The following is a 21,784-nucleotide window of genomic DNA, read 5'->3' as shown; positions in this document are numbered from 1 at the left end:
ATGACAAACATACCTATTGAGGAACAAACGTTCTTTGGACATCCAAAAGCTCTTTTTATATTGTTCTTTACAGAAATGTGGGAACGTTTTTCGTTCTATGGAATGAAAGCTTTATTAATTTTTTATCTAACAAAATACCATTTATTTTCAGATGATACTGGAAATTTATTAATTGGAAGTTATGCAGCATTAGTTTATGCAGTTCCAGTTATTGGAGGTTTTATTGCAGATAAATATTTAGGTTTTAGAAAGGCAATTGTTTTTGGAGGAATTATGCTTGTTTTAGGTCATTTAGGAATGGCTTATGAAGGAAATGCAGCCACACAATCTATTACAGGAGAAATTACTCGTGATAATTTAGCACTACAAGTGTTTTATTTCTCACTAGCTATGATTATACTTGGTGTTGGGTTCTTAAAAGCAAATATTTCATCTTTGGTTGGTGAATTATATTCAGTAGGAGATAAGCGAAGAGATTCAGGATTCACCTTGTTTTATATGGGAATTAACTTGGGTTCTTTCTTGGCAACGATTGTTTGTGTTTGGTTAGGAGAATCTTACGGTTGGAGTTACGGATTTGGTGCTGCTGGTGTCGGAATGTTCTTCGGGTTAGTTACTTTTATTTCTGGGAAGAAATTCTTAATGGGTAAAGGAGAATCAACCAACCAACCTTTCTTAGAAAAAAGATCATTTGGGCTTAAAAACGAATGGTTAATTTATATAGTTAGTGTTTTATCTACTTTATTATTTTGGCAAATGGTTCAAAATCATGATGCCGTTTCAATTGCATTACAAGTAGCTGGTGGAGTTTCATTTTTATACATTGTATACTATGCTGTAACAAAATTAGACGGTAAAGCTCGTGAACAATTAATTGCACTGACAATTTTAATCGTGTTTACTATTGTATTTTGGGCTTTATTCGAACAAGCCTATACTTCAATGAATTTATTTGCAGATAGAATTTTAGACAGGCATATCTTTGGATTTGAGATTTCTGCTGGACAATTTTTAAGTTTCAATGCCTTATTTATTATACTTTTAGCACCAGTTTTTGCTTGGCTATGGGTTAAATTGGGAAAATATAACCCAAATACAGCAGTTAAATTTGCATTAGCTCTTGCATTAGTTGGACTAGGATTTGGAGCTTTAGTAATGGGAATCAATCTTTCAGGAGTTGGGAAAGTAGCAGCATTTTGGTTGATTTTAGCTTATTTTTTACATACTTGTGGAGAATTAAGTTTGTCACCAGTTGGACTTTCAGCAGTAACAAAATTATCTCCAGTAAAAATCGTTGGATTTATGATGGGAGTTTGGTTTTTAGCCACTGCAAGTTCAGAGTTTATAGCATCATTATTAGCAAATATTGCCTCAGTAGATACTTCAAATGGTTTAGCTCCTGATTTAAATGTTGCTAAGGAAAGTTATTTAAAATTATTTGAATATTTATTCTACACAGGTATTGGATTTGGAGCTGTTTTATTAGCTTTGTCTCCAGTTATCAAAAAATTAATGCACGGAGTTGATAAAGAATTAAACAACTAAAAATTAATAAAAAACTAACTTACAATTATATAGTATGAGTCAAAATTCAACGGATCAATTTTTTAAAAATCCTGTTTTAGGTCATCCAGCAGGTTTATTTGTATTGTTTTTCACAGAAATGTGGGAGCGTTTTTCATTCTACGGAATGCGTTCGCTTTTAATATTATTCTTAACAGCATCTTTTACAGATGGTGGTTGGGAATGGACTAGAGAAAATGCATCAGCATTATTTGGTTCGTATGTTGGTTTAGTATATTTATCTACAATGTTAGGTGGATATTTTGCTGATAAAATTATTGGTTTCAGATGGGCAGTTGTTGTTGGAGCAGTTTTGATGACTTTAGGTCACGCTTCTATGGCTGTGGAAACCGAATTTTCTATCTATTTAGGTTTAGTGTTGTTAGTATTTGGAAATGGATTTTTCAAACCAAATATGACATCAATTATTTCTGAAATGTACAAAGACAGACCCGAAAAGAAAGACGGAGCTTATACTTTATTTTATATGGGTGTAAATGCAGGTGCTTTCTTCGGAATTCTTCTTTGTGGTTATTTAGGAGAAAAAGTAGGATGGAGTTACGGTTTCGGATTAGCTGGGATTTTCATGTTCTTCGGAATGTTGCAATTTTGGTTGTCTCAAAATATTTTTGGTGATATTGGATTAAAACCAACTGCTGAAAGTAAAGCTAAATCAGAAGCAGAAGATACGGATACAAGAAACCCATTTACTAAATTAGAATTAGGAATTATTGCTGTTAGTGCAACTTTAGGTTTGCTTTGGATTATTAATGACCCAGCTTCAAAAATTTCAAATGGAGCTGTTAATGTTTTTGGATTCTTAGGTGAAAACGGAAATTCAATAGCAATTGTTACTGCATTGTTGTTGTTTATTTATTTGCTAGTTACTCGTTTAATGAAATACTCTCAAATCACAAGAGAAAAATTAATTGCAGTTACTTTCTTTGCATTTTTAACGATTTTCTTTTGGGCAATTTTCGAACAATCACCAAATTCATTAACAATTTTTGCAAGTGATTATACAGATAGGGTATTAGAAGGAAATTGGAGTACATTTTTCTTATTTATTAATACTTTAATTACAGTAGTACCATTAGCAATTATTACTTGGGTATTATACTTATTATTCAAACAAACATTCAAAACTTATGCTATCGCAAATATGATATTAGCTTCAAGTTTTATCATTATTTGGGCTATCGCAATTTGGATGCTTATGAAAGATTTCTATACTGCAGGATTTATTGATCTATCAGACTCAACACTTCAAATGTTAAAAATTGATAAAGTAACTGAAGCAATTACAGAAGTTCCAGCAACATGGTTCTCTACTTTAAATTCATTATTCATTATTTCATTAGCACCATTGTTTTCTAAATGGTGGGAAAGTAAATACAATCCAAATGCAAATATGAAATATGGAATTGGTATGGGATTATTAGCTTTAGGAATGGCATGTGTCGCAATTGGAGCTACAGGTATTGAGCCTGGAGCAAAAACTGCATCAGTTAGTATGATTTGGTTGATTTTAGTATACTTATTCCATACAATGGGAGAATTATGTATTTCACCAGTTGGATTGTCTTACGTAAGTAAATTAGTGCCAGCAAGAATGATTGCATTTATGTTTGGTGTTTGGTACTTAGCTGTAGCAATTGGAATGAAAGGTGCAGGTATGTTTGGAGAGAAAATTGATAAAATTGCAAACGAATCAGGATTAAGTTCTTTCTTTTGGATGTTAACTATAATCTCTCTAGTTATGGCTGCGTTATCTATTTTAATGACTCCAGTTATCAAGAAATTAATGCACGGTGTTAGATAACAAACAGACTTTGGCATCTTCTTTGTATACTTTTGTATAGAAATAAAATATATTGAAATGAAAAAAATACTATTCATACTTTTTGTAACCTTGTCTTCAATTTTAGTTCAAGCACAAGAAGATTTGATATGGCATACTGATATGGCAAAGGCTTCTGAACTTTCTATGAAAGAGAAAAAACCGTTAATGTTATTTTTTACTGGTTCTGATTGGTGCGGTTGGTGTATTCGTTTGCAAAATGAAGTCTTTAAAAAAGATGAGTTTACAAAATGGGCAAAAGAAAATGTAATTTTAGTTGAACTAGATTATCCTAGAAGAACACCACAAGATCAATCAATAAAACAACAAAATCAACAAATGCAGCAAATTTTTCAAGTCAGGGGTTATCCAACAATATGGTTGGTAAATCCTGAAAAAACAGACGATGGAAAAGTTAATTTAAGTGCATTAGGTAGTACTGGATATGTAGCAGGTGGTCCAGAAAAATGGCTTGAAGGAGCAAATAGTATAATTAAGAAATAATAAAAATATTCGGTATCCTTGATGAGATACTGAAATAAATTCAGTAAATATGAAAAAGATAATATTAGTTTTAAGTTTAATGCTCCTAAGTATGGTTTCTTTTGCACAAGAAATCAAATGGATGACAATGGATGAAGCTCTTAAAGCACAAGAAAAAGATCCGAAACCTATTTTTATGGATGTTTACACAGATTGGTGTGGACCTTGTAAAATGTTGGATAAAAACACTTTTCATGATGCTGCAATAGTTGAAATAGTTTCTAAAAGTTATTATGCTGTAAAGTTTAATGCAGAAGGAAACGAAACAATTACTTTTAAAGAAGTTAAATATACTAATCCAAAATATGTAGAAGGAAAAACTGGAAGAAATGGAGTGCACGAATTTACTTCTTTTTTGAAAGTACAAGGTTATCCAACAATGTATATTTTTGATAAAGACGGAGAAATTAAAACAAATGTATTAGGTTATAGAACAGCTGAACAGCTGAAAGCTGAGCTATAGACAAAAAATAAAATTACATCTTATAAAATCCCTTTTCGGCAATAGCATGAAAAGGGATTTTGTATTTTATACAAGTTGCTTTCCATCTTTTTAAAGAAGTATACGAATTACTTTTATCAGCAATTATTAGTTGCGGTTTTGATGTCAAAATTAAACGTTCCATATTAATTCTTGAGTTTTGTCTAATAACTACAACATCAGGTTTTATAGATGTGTTATAAATTGTGTTTTCGTCAACAATAATTATTTTTTTGTTTTTGAAAAATAAGACATTCTCCAAAGGATGAAATACTATTTTTGGATTAAATTTAGCCGTTGCATATTCTTGAATGCTTTGATTTTCTTGTATCAAACTATCATTCGAAAAAATTGTAATTTTATTAGCTTCAAAAATTGAAATAGCACTTTCTTTATTGTTAAATACAATCAATTCATTTTTATGTGAAGTTTCGCTTTTTGTAAAAAAATATAAGATTTGAAATGACAAAGTTAGGACTAAAATATATAAAATACGTTTGTTTTTAGGTTTGTAAATCCAATAAATAACACTTAAAATCAAAACGTATAATCCAACAGTTAAAAACGGTGTAAACGTAATATTCTTGATAACGTATTCCTGAAAACTTGACAACCAATGTATATAATAATTCATGAATTCAACTAAAAAGGAAATTAATTTCCCTAAAAGTAATGCTAAAGGCAAATACACAAAATTTAGAAAAAGAACTATAATTCCAAGAATTAAAACTAATGTTGCAACAGGAATAACAACAAAATTGGCTAGTAAAAATAACGTCGGAACTTGCTTAAAATACAATAACATTAAAGGCAAAACACCTAGTTGAGCGGTTAATGAAACTAAAAATAAATCTGTGATATAAACTACAATCTTATTTTTAGAATAATAAAATTTTTGATAAAACGGTTGAAACAATAAAATCGAAATTACAGCAGCATAACTCAGTTGAAATCCAACATCAAAAATTAAAAGCGGATTATAAATCAATAAGATTAAGAACGAAGCAGCAATAGCATTAAACATAAAGTTCTTCCTATTTAAGAAAGTGCCAAATGCAATTACACTAAACATTGTAACTGATCTTGTAATGGAAGCAGACATGCCAGAAATCAAGGCAAAAAGCCATAAAAGAAGAATTATAACAATCAGTTTTATAGTTTTTCCATGTTTGACACGATTTAGGAATCCAAAAATAAAATTGAAAAAAGTATAAATAATTCCAATATGTAAACCAGAAATTGCTAAAATATGAACAACTCCAGCGTTTTTGTAATCCTTTAAAGTTTCACTATCAATTTGTTGCTTTTGGCCTAATAATAATGCATTAATTATAGATTTTGTTCTAACAGAAAAATGATGAGCATCAAAACTATGAACTAATTTTTTTCGAAGTTCATTAATGTAAAAGGTAAAATTTTTAACTTTTTCTCCAACGAAATAATCATTTTCAAAACATTTTATTTGATGATAAACATTTTGATTTTCCATATAATTAGCATAATCAAATGTGTCTGGATTATAGTTTTTTAGAATTGGTTTTACTTCAGATTTAAAAGAAACTAAGTCGCCAATAAATAATGAATCTGGGTTTTTCTTTGAAAAATAAACCAAAAGTTTTCCTGAACTTTTCTGCTGATTAAACGAATCAATTTTGACTATAAACTTGGTATAAAATTCATTTGATTTTAATTCTTCAACCACTAAACCTTTAATATTATTTTGTTCTTTTATTTCAAGATTTGAATAATTATTTTTGGCATGAAAGTCTTGATGAATGTATAAAGACAAACTTCCTAGGGAAAGAATAAGGAAATAAGTTGCCAAGCCAAAAAAGACATTTTTCGTGTTTTGGTTTCGGTTCTTAAAAAATAAAAGTATAAATAATATAAATAAAAGTAAGGAAGAAAACAAAAGAGTAGAAAGAGAAAAATACGCATAATTTTGGATTACAATTCCTAATCCAAAACAAATAGCAATAAGTATGATTGGATATTTTACTACATCCATTTATGTTATGTATTACTCTATAACTCGTTTTATTTTTTCAAAGGCTTTTGCGTAATAAGCTTCGTTTGTAGAAGAAATTATTACTCCTTTGCTTGTGGACGAATGTATGAAAAATATTTCATCTTTTTTAATATCAGTAATTAATCCAACGTGATTTATTTTACGACTTCCACCAGTTTTAAAAAATATTAAATCTCCAGGTTCAGCTTTAGATTTTGACACTTCTTTGCCTTCATTTGCCATTTCATAAGAACTTCGAGGTAATTTATAGTCAAACTTTTGAAAAGTGCTATAAACTAATCCAGAACAATCCATTCCAGATTTTGTTGTGCCACCAAATTTGTATTTAACACCTAAATTTTCTTCAGCTGTTTTTACAATCGAATTCTTTTGTTTTGAAATGTTTTTAGAAGTATTTGTAGCAGATTTTGAGGATTTACAACTAATAAATACCACAGAAAATACAACAAATAAAAGTAAGATAGATCTTTTCAAAATTTATATTATTCTATAATACGTTTGATTTTCGCAAATGTTCTTTGATAGTAACTTTCTTCTAAATCTGATTCGATAACACCTTTACTAGATGAAGCATGAATGAATTTTATATGACCATCCTGATTTTCTGTAACTAAACCAACATGCGTAATTACACTTCTCCTTCTATTAGTTTTAAAGAAAATTAAGTCTCCAGGTTCAGCATTAGATTTTTTAATTTTTCTGCCAATTTTTGATTGAGCTCTTGAAGTTCTTGGAAGTTCCATGTCATTTTTTGTGTAAGCAAATAACATTAATGCAGAACAATCAATACCTTTTTTTGTCATTCCTCCATAATGATATGGCGTTCCAATATATTCTTTAGCAGCTTCTATTACTTCTGCTTTTTGAAAATTAGGGAAATTTGTATTTGAAATAGTTGTTGCGTCTTCTAGAGAAAGTCTTTTTTGAAGTTTGTCAGAAATTAACTTATACTTTTTAACTTCACTTTCTTTCTTTTTAAATTTTTTGACTAATGCTTTTTCACTGGCATCATATTTTTCAATAATTCCAGTACCTTCTGAAACAGATGCAATGGTCATATTTTTATTAAATGACTGAGCTTCAATAGAATTCTGAAATAAAAACAAGAATAAAATTGTAAAAAAGTAGTGCTTCAAAGTAATTGATTTTTGCAAATATATCATTTTTTCAATCTCTTGTATATTAAATGAGCAGTTTTTTCACTTGCACCTTTTCCACCAAGTTTTTGTTGGAGTAATTCATAGTTTTTTAAAATTTCTTCTCTTTTAGGTGATGTAAGTATATTGTTAAGTTCTTTCTTCAGTTGTTTTGTATTTAAATCACCTTGAATTAATTCCTTAACAACTTCTTTATCCATAATTAAATTGACTAATGAAATGTATTTTAAAGTAATAATTCGTCTAGCAATTTGATAGGAAACCGCATTTGCTTTATAACAAACCACTTGAGGAACTTTGAATAAAGCTGTTTCTAATGTCGCTGTTCCAGATGTTACTATTGCTGCGTGAGAAATATTTAGCAAATCATAAGTTTTGTTAGAGATAAAGTTTATGTTTTTCTTCTTTAGAAAAGGTTTGTAAAATTCAAATTCCTGACTTGGAGCACCAGCAATTACAAATTCATATGCTGCAAATTCATCTGTTACAGAGAGCATAATGGCAAGCATTTTGTTTATTTCTTGTTTTCTGCTTCCTGGTAAAAGTGCAATTATTGGATTGTTAGATAAGTTATGTTCTTTTCTAAAAACAGCTTCATCAACATTTTTTCTGTTTTCTATAGCATCAATTAATGGATGACCTACAAAATCAACTTTATAATCATACTTTCTATAGAAATCTTCCACAAAAGGTAAAATTACATACATGTGATCAATGTCTCTTTTGATAGCATGAACGCGATTAGCTCTAGATGCCCAAACTTGTGGTGAAATATAATAGCTAGTTTGAAAATTTTGTTCTTTTGCCCATTTAGCAATTCGCAAATTAAAACCCGAATTATCAATGAATATCAAAGCATCTGGATTAAAAGAAGTAATGTCACTTTTACAATAAGCAATATCTTTAAAGATTTTAGAAATGTTTTGAATGACTTCTAAAAACCCCATAAAAGAACGCTCTTTATAATGCTTTACTAAAGTTCCGCCAACATTTTGCATTAAATCGCCACCCCAAAATCTAATTTCAGCATTTGCATCTTCTTTATACAAGGCTTTCATAAGGTTTGAACCATGCAAATCTCCCGAGGCTTCTCCTGCTATTATGTAGTATTTCATAGCTAAGCAAATAAAGTATAAATCGTTAGTATAAATAAAGATAAAATAACACCTTTTGCCATTTCATCTTTGTTTTTTTTGAATAATAAAAGTACAATTCCGATGTTCAATAAAGCTCCTAAAGTTATTAATTTACCTAAACTTCCTTGCGCTTTTAAGTTTGTATAACCTTCTGCAAAATCCATTGAAGTAAAAAATGTTATAAACAGAAAACAACCTATAAAAGAAGTTATAAGTCCAACTAAAACGCCAATAAATAAATCTTTCTTTTGCATTATAAATTCCAGTTATTTAATTGAGAAATAGCGTGATGAGCTGTTAAATCAAATTGAACAGGTACAACAGAAACATAACCGTTATGTAAAGCCCATTCATCAGTATCTTCTCCTTTATCTTGATTTACGAATTCACCCGACAACCAATAATATTCTTTTCCCATTGGATTTGTTCGTTTATCGAATTCTTCAATCCAAGTTGCTTTTGCTTGACGGCAAATTCTTATTCCTTTAAGTTCTTCTGCTTTTAATTTTGGAAAATTCACATTTAAGACAACACCTTCAGGCAATCCTTGTTCTAAAACTTGCATTGCAATTTTCTTGACATAAGCTTTAAAAGGTTCGAAATCTGCATCCCAACTATAATCTAATAATGAAAAACCTATGGCAGGAATTCCTTCTATTCCGGCTTCAACAGCAGCGCTCATTGTACCTGAATAAATAACATTTATAGAAGAATTTGATCCGTGATTAATTCCAGAAACACATAAATCGGGTTTGCGCTTTAGAATTTCATGAACTGCAATTTTTACGCAATCTACAGGTGTTCCAGAACAACTATATTCGTGTTCAATCTCTTTGTCTAAGTTTAATTTGTCTAAAGTAATGGTATTGTTTATTGTAATTGCATGTCCCATAGCGCTTTGAGGGCTGTCAGGTGCTACAACAATTACTTCTCCAATTTCTTTCATAACTTCAATAAGTGCTCTTATTCCTGGAGCAACTATACTGTCGTCATTTGTAACTAGTATTAAGGGTTTCTTCATTTTTATTTAAATAGAAATGCTAAATTACTAAATTTGAAAGTAACTTTATGCTAATTTCACACACTAATAAGTAAATATTATCAAATTTTTATAATCTTTTTAAGAGTTTGGCACAATATTTTATGTAATTTAGTTGAAAATTTTTGAATGAACCGTTTAGTCATATTTATGAAAAAGAATTATAAGATTATCTTGATTATAACTGCCTTATCAGCAGTGCTTTTTTGGAGTTTTAGACCTAAAAAAGTTGAAGCAAATCCCGAGAAAGACAAATTATTATTAGAGCTTTTGGCTTATGTGCTTGAAAAAGGACACTACAGTCCAATTGCTATGGATGATGAGTTTTCCGAAAAAGTATATGATAAATATTTGAATTCATTAGATCCTTTTAGACGCTATTTTGTTCAATCTGATATTGAAGAATTTAAAGTTTACGAAGACTCAATTGATGATTTTATTAAAAATAAGGATTTGAAATTTTTTGATTTAACTTACAATAGATTACTTAAAAGAATGGATGAATCTGAAGCCATTTACAAAGATGCTTTAGATAAACCATTTAATTTTAATTTAAATGAAAGCATTAGTGTGGATTATGAAAAAATTCCGTTTGCTAAAAATAAAAAAGAGTTATATCAAATTTGGGAAAAGCAGCTTAAGTTTTCTGTATTATCATCTATTGATGACAAGGAAAAAATCCAAGAGAAAGCTGATGCCACTAATAAAGTTGAAGTTAAAACTTTTGCTGAATTAGAAAAAGAAGCGAGAGAATCAATTAAGAAGAATTTAGATGATACTTATTTTAGTATTAAAGATTTGAATAGAGATGATTGGTTTGGTGTTTACTTGAATTCAATTGTTGAGCGATTTGATCCCCATACATTCTATTTTTCACCTGAAAACAAAGAACGTTTTGATGTAAGCATGAGTGGAACATTCGAAGGAATTGGAGCGCGTTTACAAAAGAAAAATGTTGGAGTTGAAGTTTCTGAATTAATTTCAGGTGGGCCAGCTTGGAAAGGAAAAGATTTAGAACAAGGAGATATCATCATAAAAGTTGCTCAAGGAAAAGAACAGCCAATCGATATAACTGGAATGCGAATTGATGATGTAGTTAAAAAAATTAAAGGACCAAAAGGGACTGAGGTTCGTTTAACAGTAAAACGCGTTGATGGAACAGTAAAAGTAATTTCAATTATCAGAGATGTTGTTGAAACGGAAGAAACCTTTGCAAAATCTAGTACTGTTGTTAAAGACGGAAAATTATTTGGTATAATTTATTTGTCTAAATTCTATATTTCTTTTGACAACAAAGACAAGAGAGATGCTTTTAAAGATGTAGCAATAGAAATTGAACGTTTGAAGAAACAAAAAGTTCAAGGAATTATTATGGATTTGAGAGATAATGGTGGAGGTTCGCTGCAAACTGTTGTTGATATGGTTGGTTTATTTATAGACAAAGGACCAGTTGTACAAGTAAAATATGCAAAATCTGAACCAAACATATTAGATGATAAAGATTCTAGTGTTCAGTGGAATGGACCATTAGTAGTTATGGTAAATGGCTATTCAGCTTCAGCTTCAGAAATATTTGCTGCTGCTATTCAAGATTACAAGCGTGGTGTTGTTATTGGAAGTAAGCATACTTATGGAAAAGGAACTGTTCAAAACGTAATAGACTTAAATGACATGGTTAGAGGAAATTCTTTAGGTGATTTAGGGTCGTTAAAAACAACTATTCAGAAATTCTATAGAATTAACGGAGGCTCAACTCAACGAGAAGGAGTGTTGTCTGATATAGTGTTGCCAGATCGTTTTGCTTATTTTGACACAGGAGAAAGAGATGAGCCAGAAGCATTGCCTTGGGATAAAATTGCTCCTGCAACTTACAACACAACTGGTGCTAATTTTGATGTAGTTTTAGCCAATAGTAAAATGAGAGTTGAAAAAAGCACTGAGTTTAACTTAATTGATTCTTACGCTAAATGGAATTTTGAACGTAAAGATGACAAAGAAGTAAGTTTAAACTATAAGTTATACAAAAAAGAATTAGCCGAATTAGAGACTAAAAATAAAACATATGATGGTCTTAAAACGTATAAAAATAATTTAACCTTTACTTCATTGCCTTATGAAATGGAGGAATTTAAAAAAGATACTTTACTAAAAGATAAAAGAGATAGATGGCATGAAGAACTAAGTAAAGATCCTTATGTAGATGAATCGTTAAATGTAATACAAGACATTGCTAAATTAGTAAAATCTTCAAACTATGTTTCTGTTAATAAGTCTAGAAAATAAGATTAAAACAAGTTAAATAAAAAAATCCCATTTGAAAAAATGGGATTTTTTATTACTATTATTTTTTTGAAGTTTTTCTTTTTTCTTGCTCTTTTAAAATTGTATTTAAATAAGGTTTAATAATGGATATTAAATCATCTTCATTTATGGATAATGCTTTTGAATTATCTACTAATTGCAACCATGGTTTTGGTTCGTCAAAATTATAGCTACCAAAAACTATAACAGGAGTTCCTTTTGTCTTCACGGTTTCTGCATCAGCTAATACCCATTGATCTGCCCAATTGTATAAATGTTTAGCATTTTTTTCTAATAATCTCAAACAAGAATGTGAAGCTGGATAACCAGGTAAACTATATTCATGAAAACCTACACCTTCTTTATTTTCTATATTGAAATTCCATTTTAAATCCCATTCGTCATTAAAAGTACTGGTTGTTTCTTCTGCTTTCCAATTGGTAAAAAATAATCCAGTTGGTGTTTTGTGTATTTTACTTCCCATACTTGTTGGTCCTGTGTAAGTTAAGATACCATATTCATAAGTTGCAAAAGCTTGTGCTGGATAAGAAAAGACTATAATTTTATCTACATTGTCCAAAGAAGATACCTCAAAGGGAAAGGGCAAATAAAATTCTTTGTCACCGGTTAAATCAGTTGGGATAATTACTGAATCTAATTTGGTAAAATTTTCTTTATCAACTCTATTGACTGCAAAAGCAATATCTAAATTTCCAGTACTATCTTTATTTTCCTGAAGCCATTTTTTAGTATTTTCTAATTTGAATGATACATTTTTTGGTTCCTTTCTTTCGGGTAATTTTCTAGTTACTTCCTTAGTTTCATTTTTACATGAAAACAAAAATAAAGTAACAACACTAACTGCAATAATTGATTTTTTCATAACTATTTAATTTTTGTAAAATTGGTTTAAATAGTCTTAAATAGTCTTACACAATTTTTTGAAACTCTTATTAATTTTACATATTTGAATATAAAAAAATCCCATTCAAGTTATGAATGGGATTCTTTATTGATAAAAGATTTAAACTATTTTAATAATTTGTTTAGATCTTTCTTGTCTTTTTCTAAGTCAAGTTGTAAATCATTGATTTTGTTTTCTTTTTTCAATAATTTCTCTCTTAATTTAACATCCTCGTTAGGAGAAAGTTTACCTCTTAATTTATTTTTTTCGTATTTGGCTCTTTCTTTCTTTAAATCAGCAGTTGCTTTTCTAATTTTATCTTCTGTTTTTTCAACATTTTTAGTAGCCTTGTCTAATTTGTTTTTTTCTTTTTCTATTTTTTTCAAGGCTTTTTCTGAAGCTTTTCTCTCTTTCTCGGCTCTTTTAGCTTCTTTTTTAGCTTTGTCAAGTTCTTTTTGATGCTCTTTTTCTACATCATTTTTTTCTTTTTCAGCTTTTTCTAATTCTTTTTTTTCAGCTTCAAGCTGTTTTTTTTCATCTTTCAATCTATCTTTTTCTGCTTGCACATTAGCTTTTGTTTCTTTTTCTAGTTCTAAAGGTGCAGTTTTAACAGAATCAATTGCTACAGAAGCAACTCTAACTGGTTCTTGACTAAATCCAAACTGAAATGTTAAGATTGTTATTGCTAGTATTAATTTTGTTTTCATAGTGTTATTATTAATTTAATTTATCTTTACAAAGTTAAGAAAAAACAAGTTAAAGTAATTTTTATAAGTATGAAGAACATCAAATTTTTATTATTATTCGCCATACTACAGTTTTTATCCTGTAAACAGGTAAATTCTGTTGATATATTTGATGAAAGTCAGCAATCATCTACTTATTCTCAAGATTCTAAGTTTGATTATTTGCCAACTTCAACTTCAAATAATGTTTATTCGAATGATGCTTATACTTTTTCTTACAAGGAAAGTTTTGAACAAGCGGAATGGGTAGCATATGAATTAACTAAAAGTGACATGCCTAAAGCAGATTATAAAAGACCTTATTTTAACCAAGACAAATCAGTTAATACAAAATCGGCTGATTGGAGAAATTTTAAAAATTCAGGTTATAACAAAGGGCATCTTTGTCCGGCTGCAGATAGAAAAAGTTCTTATGAAATGTATGAGTTGACCTTTTTAACTTCAAATGCTTCTCCACAATTATATGATTTTAATGCTGGAATTTGGAATCGATTAGAACAGAAAACAAGGTATTGGGCAGAACGATATGATGGTATTTATGTAATTACTGGAGGTGTTTTAGAAGACGGACTAAAAACAATTGGTAAAGAAGAAGTTGCTGTTCCTGATTATTTTTACAAAATTATTTTAACCAGAGACAGATCGAATATGATTGGTTTTTTAGTACCTCACAAGGAATCTAATAAACCTTTATATAATTTCGTTGTTCCTGTTGATGATATCGAAAAGGTGACTGGAATTGATTTTTTTAAAAATTTACCTGATGATGTTGAAAATCGTTTAGAAGCAAACAATGGTTACAAAAACTGGAAGTTTTAATTACCATTCATTTACTTTATTGGCATCGAGTTTTATAAACACAAATAGCAAAACAGTAAAAGACCATAAACTAGAACCACCATACGAGAAAAAAGGTAATGGAACTCCAATGGTTGGGAATAATTTTATAAGCATGGTAATGTTTACAAAAAAGTGAGTAAAAAGAATTGTAGCTACACAATACCCATAAACACGACTAAATTTGGTTTTTTGATTTTCTGCTAATTTTATAATCCGAAGAATTAGTGTAACAAACAATGCAATTACAACGAATGAACCCACAAAACCCCATTCTTCTCCAACCGTTGTAAAAATATAATCTGTATGTTGTTCGGGAACAAAGTTTCCTTTAGTTTGCGTGCCTTCAAGATATCCTTTTCCATATAAGCCACCAGATCCAATTGTAATCATTGATTGGTTTAAGTTATAACCTTCATTTTTCATATCAACGTTATCGTTAAATAACACATCAATTCTATCTTTTTGATGAGGTTCCAATACATTTTCATATACATAATCAACCGATAAAGTAAATCCGGTAATTAGTATAAATAACAAAACATAAATGATTGGGTTTCTGGATATTTTGCTATTTAAAATAAAATGAATTATCATAAACACCAATATAAAAGAAACTAAGAAAACAGGTTTTACAAATAAGGCTAATAAGAAAACTGCAATTGCTGTAACTCCAGTCCATAAATACCAAGACGGTAAGCCATCTCTGTTTAGAACAAAAATTAAAGCCAGAAAAATCATTGCACTTCCGGCATCAGGTTGTAGTAGAATCAATCCAACAGGCACCATAATAATTCCTATGGCTATGTATTGAAACTTTCTAACTTTTAAATTAATTTGTGCATCACTTAAATACTTTGCTAATAATAAGGAACAAGAAATTTTAACAATTTCTGAAGGTTGAAAACCAAAGCCACCTATTTTATACCAATTGGTTTGTCCTTTAACTGAAGTTCCAAAGACAAATAAACCTAATAATAAGAGTATACCTATTATGTAAAAAATAACTGAAAATTTTTCGAATATTTTGGCATTTATGTTTAGAATAATCAATATAATTGGAATAGCTAAAAGTATAAAAAGCAGCTGTCTTCCATAAATTTGCGAAGTATCTAAAATATAGGTTTCTTCTAAAGGTAATGAAGCAGAATAGATATTCATCCAGCCCATAATAACTAAAGTTATATAGATTAGAATCGTAATCCAGTCAATATTTGCTATTACACTTTGGTTTTTCATTTATTAGTGGTTGATAGAGAAAGGTTTTCCACTTACATATTTTGCATATTCAGACTGCAGACTTCCTTTTAACATTTTCTGTTCTAAATCAATTCTTGAAATTTCACCTCTTATATATTTTTCAATCATTAATGTTGCAATGGGGCCAGCCCAACGATTTCCCCAATAGCCATTTTCTACTAAAACCGCTATAGCAATTTTCGGATTGTCTTTAGGAGCAAAAGCAACAAATATAGAATGATCTTGTAATTGAGTTCTTTTTCCGCCAATCTTCATAAAATTCTCAGCCGTACCTGTCTTTCCGCAAATAGCAAGACCTTCTACTTTTAAAGTTCTCGCTGTTCCGATGTTGTATACATCATATAAACCTTCAATTACTGGTTTAAAATATTGTTTATCAACAGACGTTTGATGACGAGTTGTAAATTTTTTATCAATCTCAAAATTTTTAATTTTCTTTACAATGTGAGGTGTGTAATAATATCCTTCATTTGCAACGGCAGCCATCATATTTGCTAGTTGCATTGGCGTAACATCAATTTCTCCTTGGCCAATTGAGTTTGAAATTATTGTATTACTTCTCCAGCCCCCATTTGGATAAAATTTTTCATATAAACTTGAAGAAGGAATTCGACCTTTTCTTCCAATAGGTAAATCGTAGCCAAGATAATTACCTAGGCCAAAGCTTTGTAAATGTCTATTCCAGTTGTCAACACTATAGGATGGGTCTTTATATTTATCAATAGTTCTTTTAAAAACATTGGCAAAATAAGTGTTGCAAGAATTGTAAATTCCGTTATGTAATATTGAAGTTCCTGAGTCGTGACATTTCATAAAAGCACCACGTCCATAAGAAAATCCATGGCGACAAATAAAACCAGTGTTTTCATCAATTACTTCTTCTTGTAGGCCAATTAGTCCGGTTAGAATTTTAAAAGGTGAGCCAGGAGGATATTCGGCTAATAAACTTCTGTCATATAAAGGTTTTGCAATAGAATCATAATACAACATGGTGTAATTTTTTGACCTATCTTTTCCAACAAGTAGAGCCGGATCATAAGAAGGAGCAGAGATAAGTGCTAATATTTCACCAGTTTTAGGTTCGATAGCAACAATTCCACCTCTTTTGTTAATCATTAATTCTTCCCCATATTTTTGCAATTCCGCGTCAATGGTTAATGTTAAATCTCTTCCTTGAATAGGGATGGTATCATATTTTCCATCCTTATAAGAACCTATAATTCTATTAAACCTATCTTTTTGAAAATATTTAACCCCTTTTACTCCTCTTAAAATTTCTTCGTACTCTTGTTCAACTCCTTGAACACCAATTAGATCTCCGCTTTTGTAATAAGGATTTTTGTTAATTTGTGCTTCGTTTACTTGTTTAATATATCCAAAGACATTAGGAGCGTAGTCTATTTGATAATCACGTAAAAAACGTTTTTGAATATAGAATCCTTTAAATTTTCTTATTTTTTCTTGAAAGGCAGCATATTCTAATTTAGTTAACTGTGGCAAAAATACAGATGGTAATCTAGGACTATAAACAATAGCTTTTTCTATTTTCTTTTTAAAATAGTCCGTATCAATTTTAAGTAATTGACATAACTCTACTGTATCTAATTCCTTAATTTCTCTAGGAATTACCATAATATCATATGAAGGTTGATTGGCAACTAATAATTTACTGTTTCTATCATAGATGTAGCCACGTTCTGGAAAATCATAGGCAATTTTAATAGCATTGTTGTCTGACTTAATTTTTAAACTATCATCGATAATTTGAAGATAAAAGAGTCTGATCAAAATAATGATTGCTGATATGATTACTATTGCTGGTAATAGTATTTTTTTCATCGCCTATTTGGTTTTATTAAAAATATAGTCAAAACACAAACAATAGTAGTGAATATAGTATTTAAAAGTGTTCTAAGGAATATATCTAAAATTAAACCAAAACGCAATAATTCTAGCATATAAATAAGGAAATGATGAATGAAAACAGAAATGACAATAAAAGAAATTCGATCATAAGAGATTTTTTCAGCAATTTTTATGGTTTGATATTCATAACTCAAGCCAAAAGAAAATTTAAATATTGAGGGTCTTATATAAGCTAAAATTAAACATGCTGTTGCATGAATTCCTCCAGTATCACCAAACATGTCTAGAGTCAATCCTAATAAAAAACTCATAAGTAAAAATAACGATCTATTGCTATTAACCGGATACAGAATAATAAAAAGAACATAGGGAAATGGGTCAAGATAGCCAAAAAGCTTAATGTTGTTAAACACTAATACCTGAAGAGCTATCAGCACAATAAATCTAAATATATTTAGTAAAAGACTACTGTTCATTATATGAGTTTTGTAATTCTATTAATTCAGTCTTTTTTGTATTGTCAATAATATAAACAAATCCCACGTTTGTCATGTCGTTAAATAAGCGAACACTAATAGTATAGTAGTTAGTGTTTTTGTCTATATATGCTTTATCAATTCTTCCAATAGGAATGTTTTCTGGAAAAATAACAGATTGACCACCAGTTACAATAGTGTCACCTTTTTTAAGGTTAGCTAGTCTAGGAACATCAACTAGTTGAACATAACCAGCATTTTTAGCATCCCATGTAAGGGTTCCAAAATGATTGGTGTTCTTAATTTTTGCATTTAACCTCGATTTTGTATTTAATATACTTAAAACAGTTGCATAAGCATTCGTTGTTTTGTCTATAATTCCAACAACACCTTTGCTATTAATGACCCCCATATCTTCTTTTATGCCATCTTTTATTCCAGCATTAAGAGTCAGATAATTATCATATACATCAAAAGAGTTTTTAATAACCTTAGCTTGAATAACTTTATATTGAAGTAAGTTTTCAGGAAGATCAATAGGAGCAGTTAAAGTAGTGTCTTTTTTATTGTAAAGTAGTTGTTTTAAATTACTGTTTTCTTCAACTAATTCTTGGTTTACTTCTTTTAAGTCAAAATATTTATTGACTTCATCAATCTTTTCATAAACAGAACCGCTTATATAATTTGCTGAACTAATTGTTCTGCTTTTATGGTAAGAATTGTTTTGAATAGTAAAGAAAATAGATGTGCCTAAAAGCAGCAAAAACAGCAATTTATAGCTGTTTTTAATAAAGAAGTTTACTATTTGCTGCATTTACGTTTTCTATTATTTGATAAGTATTCCTTTGTATTTGTTTATGTTTTTCAGTGCCATTCCAGTTCCTCTTACAACGGCTCTTAAAGGGTCTTCTGCAATGTAAACAGGTAAGTCAGTTTTTAATGATATTCGCTTGTCTAGGCCTCTTAACATAGATCCACCACCAGCTAAATAAATTCCAGTGTTGTAAATATCCGCAGCTAATTCAGGCGGTGTTTGAGATAAAGTTTCCATAACAGCATCTTCTACACGTTGAATAGATTTGTCCAAAGCTTTAGCTATTTCTCTATAAGAAACATCTACTTGTTTTGGTTTACCTGTAAGTAAATCTCTACCTTGAACGGACATGTCTTCTGGAGCATTTTCTAATTCTTCAATAGCTGCACCGATTTGAATTTTAATTTTTTCTGCTGTAGTTTCTCCAACAAATAAATTGTGTTGCGTTCTCATATAATAGATAATGTCGTTTGTAAAAACATCACCAGCAATTTTTACTGATTTGTCACAAACAATACCGCCAAGAGCAATAACTGCAATTTCTGTTGTTCCACCACCTATATCTACAATCATGTTTCCTTTTGGTTGCATGATGTCAACACCAATACCAATTGCAGCTGCCATAGGTTCATGAATAAGGTATACTTCTTTTCCATTTACTCTTTCAGCAGATTCTTTTACAGCACGCATTTCTACTTCTGTAATTCCAGAAGGAATACAAATAACCATTCGCAATGCTGGAGTAAATAGTCTTTTCTTTAAGGCAGGAATACTCTTGATAAACATACTTATCATTTTCTCCGATGCATCAAAATCAGCAATAACACCATCTTTTAAGGGACGAATTGTTTTAATGTTTTCATGCGTTTTACCTTGCATCATACTGGCTTCTTTACCGACAGCTATAATTTTTCCAGTAATTCTGTCTCTTGCAACAATAGATGGGCTATCAATTACAACTTTGTCGTTATGAATGATTAAAGTATTTGCGGTACCAAGGTCAATTGCTATATCCTCGGTCATGAAATCAAAAAATCCCATATTTAATAAAGGGTATTAGTTACTATTTAGCTATTTTAGAATACAAAAGTAATGAAATTAATGTTTAAAATGACGAATTCCTGTAAATACCATTGCAACATTGTTTTCATTACAATAATTAATACTCAATTCATCTTTTATTGAGCCTCCAGGTTGAATGACTGCAGTAATTCCAGCTTTGTCTGCTAATTCTACACAATCAGGAAACGGGAAAAAAGCATCACTTGCCATAACAGCTCCTTTTAAATCAAAATCAAAAAAAACAGCTTTATCAATAGCTTGTTTTAAGGCATCAACTCTTGATGTTTGACCTGTTCCTGAAGCAAAAAGTTGTCTATTCTTTGCAAAAACAATAGTATTTGACTTTGTATGCTTGCATATTTTCGAAGCAAAAATTAAATCTTCAATCTCTTCGTGTGAAGGTTTAGCTATAGTAACGGTTTTTAATAGCTCTTTAGTATCTGTAACGTTGTCTTTATCTTGAACTAATATTCCGTTTAAACAAGTTCTTACTGTAGTTGAGGGAAGTGCTGCTTCTTTTTGGACTAAAATAATTCTATTTTTCTTTTCTTCTAATGTTTCAAGAGCATCATTATCATAATCTGGAGCAATAACGACTTCACAAAATAATTTATTAATTTCTTCTGCAGTCGCTTTGTCAATTTTACCATTTGCAATTAAAACACCTCCAAAAGCAGAGGTTGGGTCTCCAGCAAGAGCAGCAAGATAAGCTTCTTTCATTGTTTCTCTTGTTGCTATTCCACAAGCATTATTGTGTTTTAAAACAGCAAATGTTGGTTCGTCATTATGAAACTCACTCATTAAATTTACAGCAGCATCAACGTCTAATAAATTGTTGTATGATAATTCTTTCCCATGTAACTTACTAAACATATCATCAAATTTTCCAAAGAAAAAGCCTTTTTGATGAGGGTTTTCTCCATAACGAAGTGCTTTTCCATTAGTTTCACTAATTTTTAATACAACTTCATCATGAGTTTCGTTGAAATAATTAAAAATTGCGGAATCATAATGAGATGAAACATTAAAAGCTTTAGTTGCTAGTAATCTTCTATTTTCAATAGTGGTTGATCCACTGTGTTCTGTATAAAAAGTTAAAAATTGACTGTATTCATTAACAGAAGCCACAATAACTGTGTCTTTAAAGTTTTTAGCAGCAGCTCTAATTAATGAAATTCCACCAATGTCAATTTTTTCAATAATATCAGCTTCACCAGCACCACTTGCAACTGTTTTTTCAAAAGGATATAAATCAACAATTACTAAATCAATTTGAGGGATATCAAAAGCAACCATTTGTTCTACATCACTTGGATTGTCTTGACGGTTTAAAATTCCTCCAAAAACTTTTGGATGTAATGTTTTAACTCTTCCTCCAAGAATTGATGGATATGAAGTTACGTCTTCAACGGCAACAACTGGAATTCCTAATTCTTTAATAAATGATTCCGTTCCACCAGTTGAATATATAGTAACGTTATTTTTGTGAAGTGCTTTAACGATTGGCTCTAAACCTGTTTTGTCGAAGACAGAAATAAGTGCTGAATTGATTTTTTTTGGAGTTGTCATTGTGTGTTGTTTGTTATATCTGAATAAATTTCAGACTTAGTGATGTTTAGTCTTGCAAAAGTAGGTATTGTTAACAAAAGATTCAAGAATATTTATAAGTGTTTTTTTGTTTTTTTATGTAACAAAATCTAATTTAATTCTACTTATAAGTATTCAAACAA

Annotated in this window: 20 protein-coding genes; 6 read left to right on the top strand and 14 right to left on the bottom strand. The window is 29.9% G+C overall.

Annotation, left to right across the window (positions count from 1 at the left end; all coding sequences use genetic code 11):
- Genes G507_RS0110380 through G507_RS0110365 form a run of 4 tightly spaced genes read left to right on the top strand, consistent with a single transcriptional unit; the run spans position 1 to position 4,409 of the window.
- Positions 1-1,545, top strand: coding sequence for a peptide MFS transporter (locus G507_RS0110380; protein WP_026717410.1), 1,545 nt, complete (start codon positions 1-3; stop codon positions 1,543-1,545).
- Positions 1,546-1,579: 34 nt separating this feature from the next.
- Positions 1,580-3,385 carry a peptide MFS transporter gene (locus tag G507_RS0110375; protein ID WP_026717409.1) on the top strand — a complete coding sequence of 602 codons (1,806 nt, stop codon included), beginning with the start codon at positions 1,580-1,582 and terminating at the stop codon, positions 3,383-3,385.
- 57 nt (positions 3,386-3,442) lie between these two features.
- A complete protein-coding gene (locus tag G507_RS0110370) occupies positions 3,443-3,907 on the top strand; it encodes a thioredoxin family protein (protein WP_026717408.1) in 465 nt (154 codons plus the stop codon).
- A gap of 49 nt (positions 3,908-3,956) precedes the next feature.
- Entirely contained in the window at positions 3,957-4,409 is a 453-nt protein-coding gene (locus G507_RS0110365) for a thioredoxin family protein (RefSeq protein ID WP_026717407.1), read from the top strand.
- Between the two features lie 13 nt (positions 4,410-4,422).
- Here the strand turns inward: G507_RS0110365 and G507_RS0110360 are convergent, their stop codons facing one another.
- The 6 genes from G507_RS0110360 to surE form a co-directional block, all read right to left on the bottom strand.
- Entirely contained in the window at positions 4,423-6,435 is a 2,013-nt protein-coding gene (locus tag G507_RS0110360; RefSeq protein WP_026717406.1) for a ComEC/Rec2 family competence protein, read from the bottom strand.
- Positions 6,436-6,447: 12 nt separating this feature from the next.
- Positions 6,448-6,930 (bottom strand): C40 family peptidase, encoded by a 483-nt coding sequence (locus G507_RS0110355; protein ID WP_026717405.1) that lies wholly within the window; start codon positions 6,928-6,930, stop codon positions 6,448-6,450.
- 8 nt (positions 6,931-6,938) lie between these two features.
- Entirely contained in the window at positions 6,939-7,514 is a 576-nt protein-coding gene (locus G507_RS0110350; protein ID WP_211218981.1) for a C40 family peptidase, read from the bottom strand.
- Between the two features lie 101 nt (positions 7,515-7,615).
- Positions 7,616-8,728, bottom strand: coding sequence for a lipid-A-disaccharide synthase (lpxB, locus tag G507_RS0110345; protein ID WP_026717403.1), 1,113 nt, complete (start codon positions 8,726-8,728; stop codon positions 7,616-7,618).
- Positions 8,729-8,730: 2 nt separating this feature from the next.
- Positions 8,731-9,003: a hypothetical protein gene (locus G507_RS0110340; protein WP_026717402.1), complete on the bottom strand. Its 273-nt coding sequence runs from the start codon at positions 9,001-9,003 to the stop codon at positions 8,731-8,733.
- On the bottom strand, positions 9,003-9,770 hold the full coding sequence (gene surE / locus G507_RS0110335; RefSeq protein ID WP_026717401.1) for a 5'/3'-nucleotidase SurE: 768 nt from the start codon (positions 9,768-9,770) through the stop codon (positions 9,003-9,005). Before surE ends, G507_RS0110340 begins: the two co-directional genes overlap by 1 nt.
- A gap of 147 nt (positions 9,771-9,917) precedes the next feature.
- Between surE and G507_RS0110330 the strand changes: the two genes are divergently transcribed.
- The gene (locus tag G507_RS0110330) at positions 9,918-12,071 is read left to right on the top strand and encodes a carboxy terminal-processing peptidase (protein ID WP_026717400.1); all 2,154 of its coding nucleotides are present in this window, start codon (positions 9,918-9,920) and stop codon (positions 12,069-12,071) included.
- 58 nt (positions 12,072-12,129) lie between these two features.
- Here the strand turns inward: G507_RS0110330 and G507_RS0110325 are convergent, their stop codons facing one another.
- Both G507_RS0110325 and G507_RS16840 read right to left on the bottom strand, forming a co-directional pair.
- Entirely contained in the window at positions 12,130-12,972 is an 843-nt protein-coding gene (locus G507_RS0110325; RefSeq protein ID WP_026717399.1) for a L,D-transpeptidase, read from the bottom strand.
- A 146-nt stretch (positions 12,973-13,118) separates the two neighbouring features.
- Positions 13,119-13,700 (bottom strand): hypothetical protein, encoded by a 582-nt coding sequence (locus tag G507_RS16840; RefSeq protein ID WP_051191611.1) that lies wholly within the window; start codon positions 13,698-13,700, stop codon positions 13,119-13,121.
- Between the two features lie 69 nt (positions 13,701-13,769).
- Between G507_RS16840 and G507_RS0110315 the strand changes: the two genes are divergently transcribed.
- Positions 13,770-14,558, top strand: coding sequence for a DNA/RNA non-specific endonuclease (locus G507_RS0110315; protein WP_026717398.1), 789 nt, complete (start codon positions 13,770-13,772; stop codon positions 14,556-14,558).
- On the opposite strand, the gene rodA is transcribed toward G507_RS0110315, so the two are convergent.
- From rodA to purH, 6 genes are read right to left on the bottom strand one after another with little or no spacing between them, the layout of a single operon-like run.
- Positions 14,559-15,815, bottom strand: coding sequence for a rod shape-determining protein RodA (rodA, locus tag G507_RS0110310; RefSeq protein ID WP_026717397.1), 1,257 nt, complete (start codon positions 15,813-15,815; stop codon positions 14,559-14,561). It lies immediately after the preceding gene.
- 3 nt (positions 15,816-15,818) lie between these two features.
- The gene (gene mrdA, locus G507_RS0110305) at positions 15,819-17,675 is read right to left on the bottom strand and encodes a penicillin-binding protein 2 (protein WP_026717396.1); all 1,857 of its coding nucleotides are present in this window, start codon (positions 17,673-17,675) and stop codon (positions 15,819-15,821) included.
- Positions 17,672-18,178, bottom strand: a complete 507-nt coding sequence (locus G507_RS0110300; RefSeq protein WP_026717395.1) for a hypothetical protein — start codon at positions 18,176-18,178, stop codon at positions 17,672-17,674. Before G507_RS0110300 ends, mrdA begins: the two co-directional genes overlap by 4 nt.
- Positions 18,168-18,992: a rod shape-determining protein MreC gene (gene mreC, locus G507_RS0110295; protein WP_026717394.1), complete on the bottom strand. Its 825-nt coding sequence runs from the start codon at positions 18,990-18,992 to the stop codon at positions 18,168-18,170. Before mreC ends, G507_RS0110300 begins: the two co-directional genes overlap by 11 nt.
- A 12-nt stretch (positions 18,993-19,004) precedes the next feature.
- The gene (locus G507_RS0110290) at positions 19,005-20,033 is read right to left on the bottom strand and encodes a rod shape-determining protein (protein WP_026717393.1); all 1,029 of its coding nucleotides are present in this window, start codon (positions 20,031-20,033) and stop codon (positions 19,005-19,007) included.
- Positions 20,034-20,090: 57 nt separating this feature from the next.
- Positions 20,091-21,623: a bifunctional phosphoribosylaminoimidazolecarboxamide formyltransferase/IMP cyclohydrolase gene (gene purH / locus G507_RS0110285; RefSeq protein WP_026717392.1), complete on the bottom strand. Its 1,533-nt coding sequence runs from the start codon at positions 21,621-21,623 to the stop codon at positions 20,091-20,093.
- Positions 21,624-21,784: the final 161 nt, after the last annotated feature.

Origin of the sequence: Flavobacterium gelidilacus DSM 15343, from assembly GCF_000422685.1 — a bacterium.
Classification (GTDB): domain Bacteria; phylum Bacteroidota; class Bacteroidia; order Flavobacteriales; family Flavobacteriaceae; genus Flavobacterium; species Flavobacterium gelidilacus.
This window is presented reverse-complemented; position numbering and strand designations above follow the sequence as displayed.

Bases quoted from the DNA above. Each gene is read 5' to 3' on its own strand.
- mrdA (WP_026717396.1), bottom strand. From the start codon at position 17,675: ATGAAAAAAATACTATTACCAGCAATAGTAATCATATCAGCAATCATT.
- G507_RS0110370 (WP_026717408.1), top strand. From the start codon at position 3,443: ATGAAAAAAATACTATTCATACTTTTTGTAACCTTGTCTTCAATTTTA.
- G507_RS0110365 (WP_026717407.1), top strand. From the start codon at position 3,957: ATGAAAAAGATAATATTAGTTTTAAGTTTAATGCTCCTAAGTATGGTT.
- G507_RS0110315 (WP_026717398.1), top strand. From the start codon at position 13,770: ATGAAGAACATCAAATTTTTATTATTATTCGCCATACTACAGTTTTTA.
- G507_RS0110360 (WP_026717406.1), bottom strand. From the start codon at position 6,435: ATGGATGTAGTAAAATATCCAATCATACTTATTGCTATTTGTTTTGGA.
- mreC (WP_026717394.1), bottom strand. From the start codon at position 18,992: ATGCAGCAAATAGTAAACTTCTTTATTAAAAACAGCTATAAATTGCTG.
- G507_RS0110330 (WP_026717400.1), top strand. From the start codon at position 9,918: ATGAACCGTTTAGTCATATTTATGAAAAAGAATTATAAGATTATCTTG.
- purH (WP_026717392.1), bottom strand. From the start codon at position 21,623: ATGACAACTCCAAAAAAAATCAATTCAGCACTTATTTCTGTCTTCGAC.
- G507_RS0110380 (WP_026717410.1), top strand. From the start codon at position 1: ATGACAAACATACCTATTGAGGAACAAACGTTCTTTGGACATCCAAAA.
- G507_RS0110375 (WP_026717409.1), top strand. From the start codon at position 1,580: ATGAGTCAAAATTCAACGGATCAATTTTTTAAAAATCCTGTTTTAGGT.
- G507_RS0110300 (WP_026717395.1), bottom strand. From the start codon at position 18,178: ATGAACAGTAGTCTTTTACTAAATATATTTAGATTTATTGTGCTGATA.
- G507_RS0110325 (WP_026717399.1), bottom strand. From the start codon at position 12,972: ATGAAAAAATCAATTATTGCAGTTAGTGTTGTTACTTTATTTTTGTTT.
- G507_RS0110350 (WP_211218981.1), bottom strand. From the start codon at position 7,514: ATGACCATTGCATCTGTTTCAGAAGGTACTGGAATTATTGAAAAATAT.
- G507_RS0110340 (WP_026717402.1), bottom strand. From the start codon at position 9,003: ATGCAAAAGAAAGATTTATTTATTGGCGTTTTAGTTGGACTTATAACT.
- lpxB (WP_026717403.1), bottom strand. From the start codon at position 8,728: ATGAAATACTACATAATAGCAGGAGAAGCCTCGGGAGATTTGCATGGT.
- G507_RS0110290 (WP_026717393.1), bottom strand. From the start codon at position 20,033: ATGGGATTTTTTGATTTCATGACCGAGGATATAGCAATTGACCTTGGT.
- rodA (WP_026717397.1), bottom strand. From the start codon at position 15,815: ATGAAAAACCAAAGTGTAATAGCAAATATTGACTGGATTACGATTCTA.
- G507_RS16840 (WP_051191611.1), bottom strand. From the start codon at position 13,700: ATGAAAACAAAATTAATACTAGCAATAACAATCTTAACATTTCAGTTT.
- surE (WP_026717401.1), bottom strand. From the start codon at position 9,770: ATGAAGAAACCCTTAATACTAGTTACAAATGACGACAGTATAGTTGCT.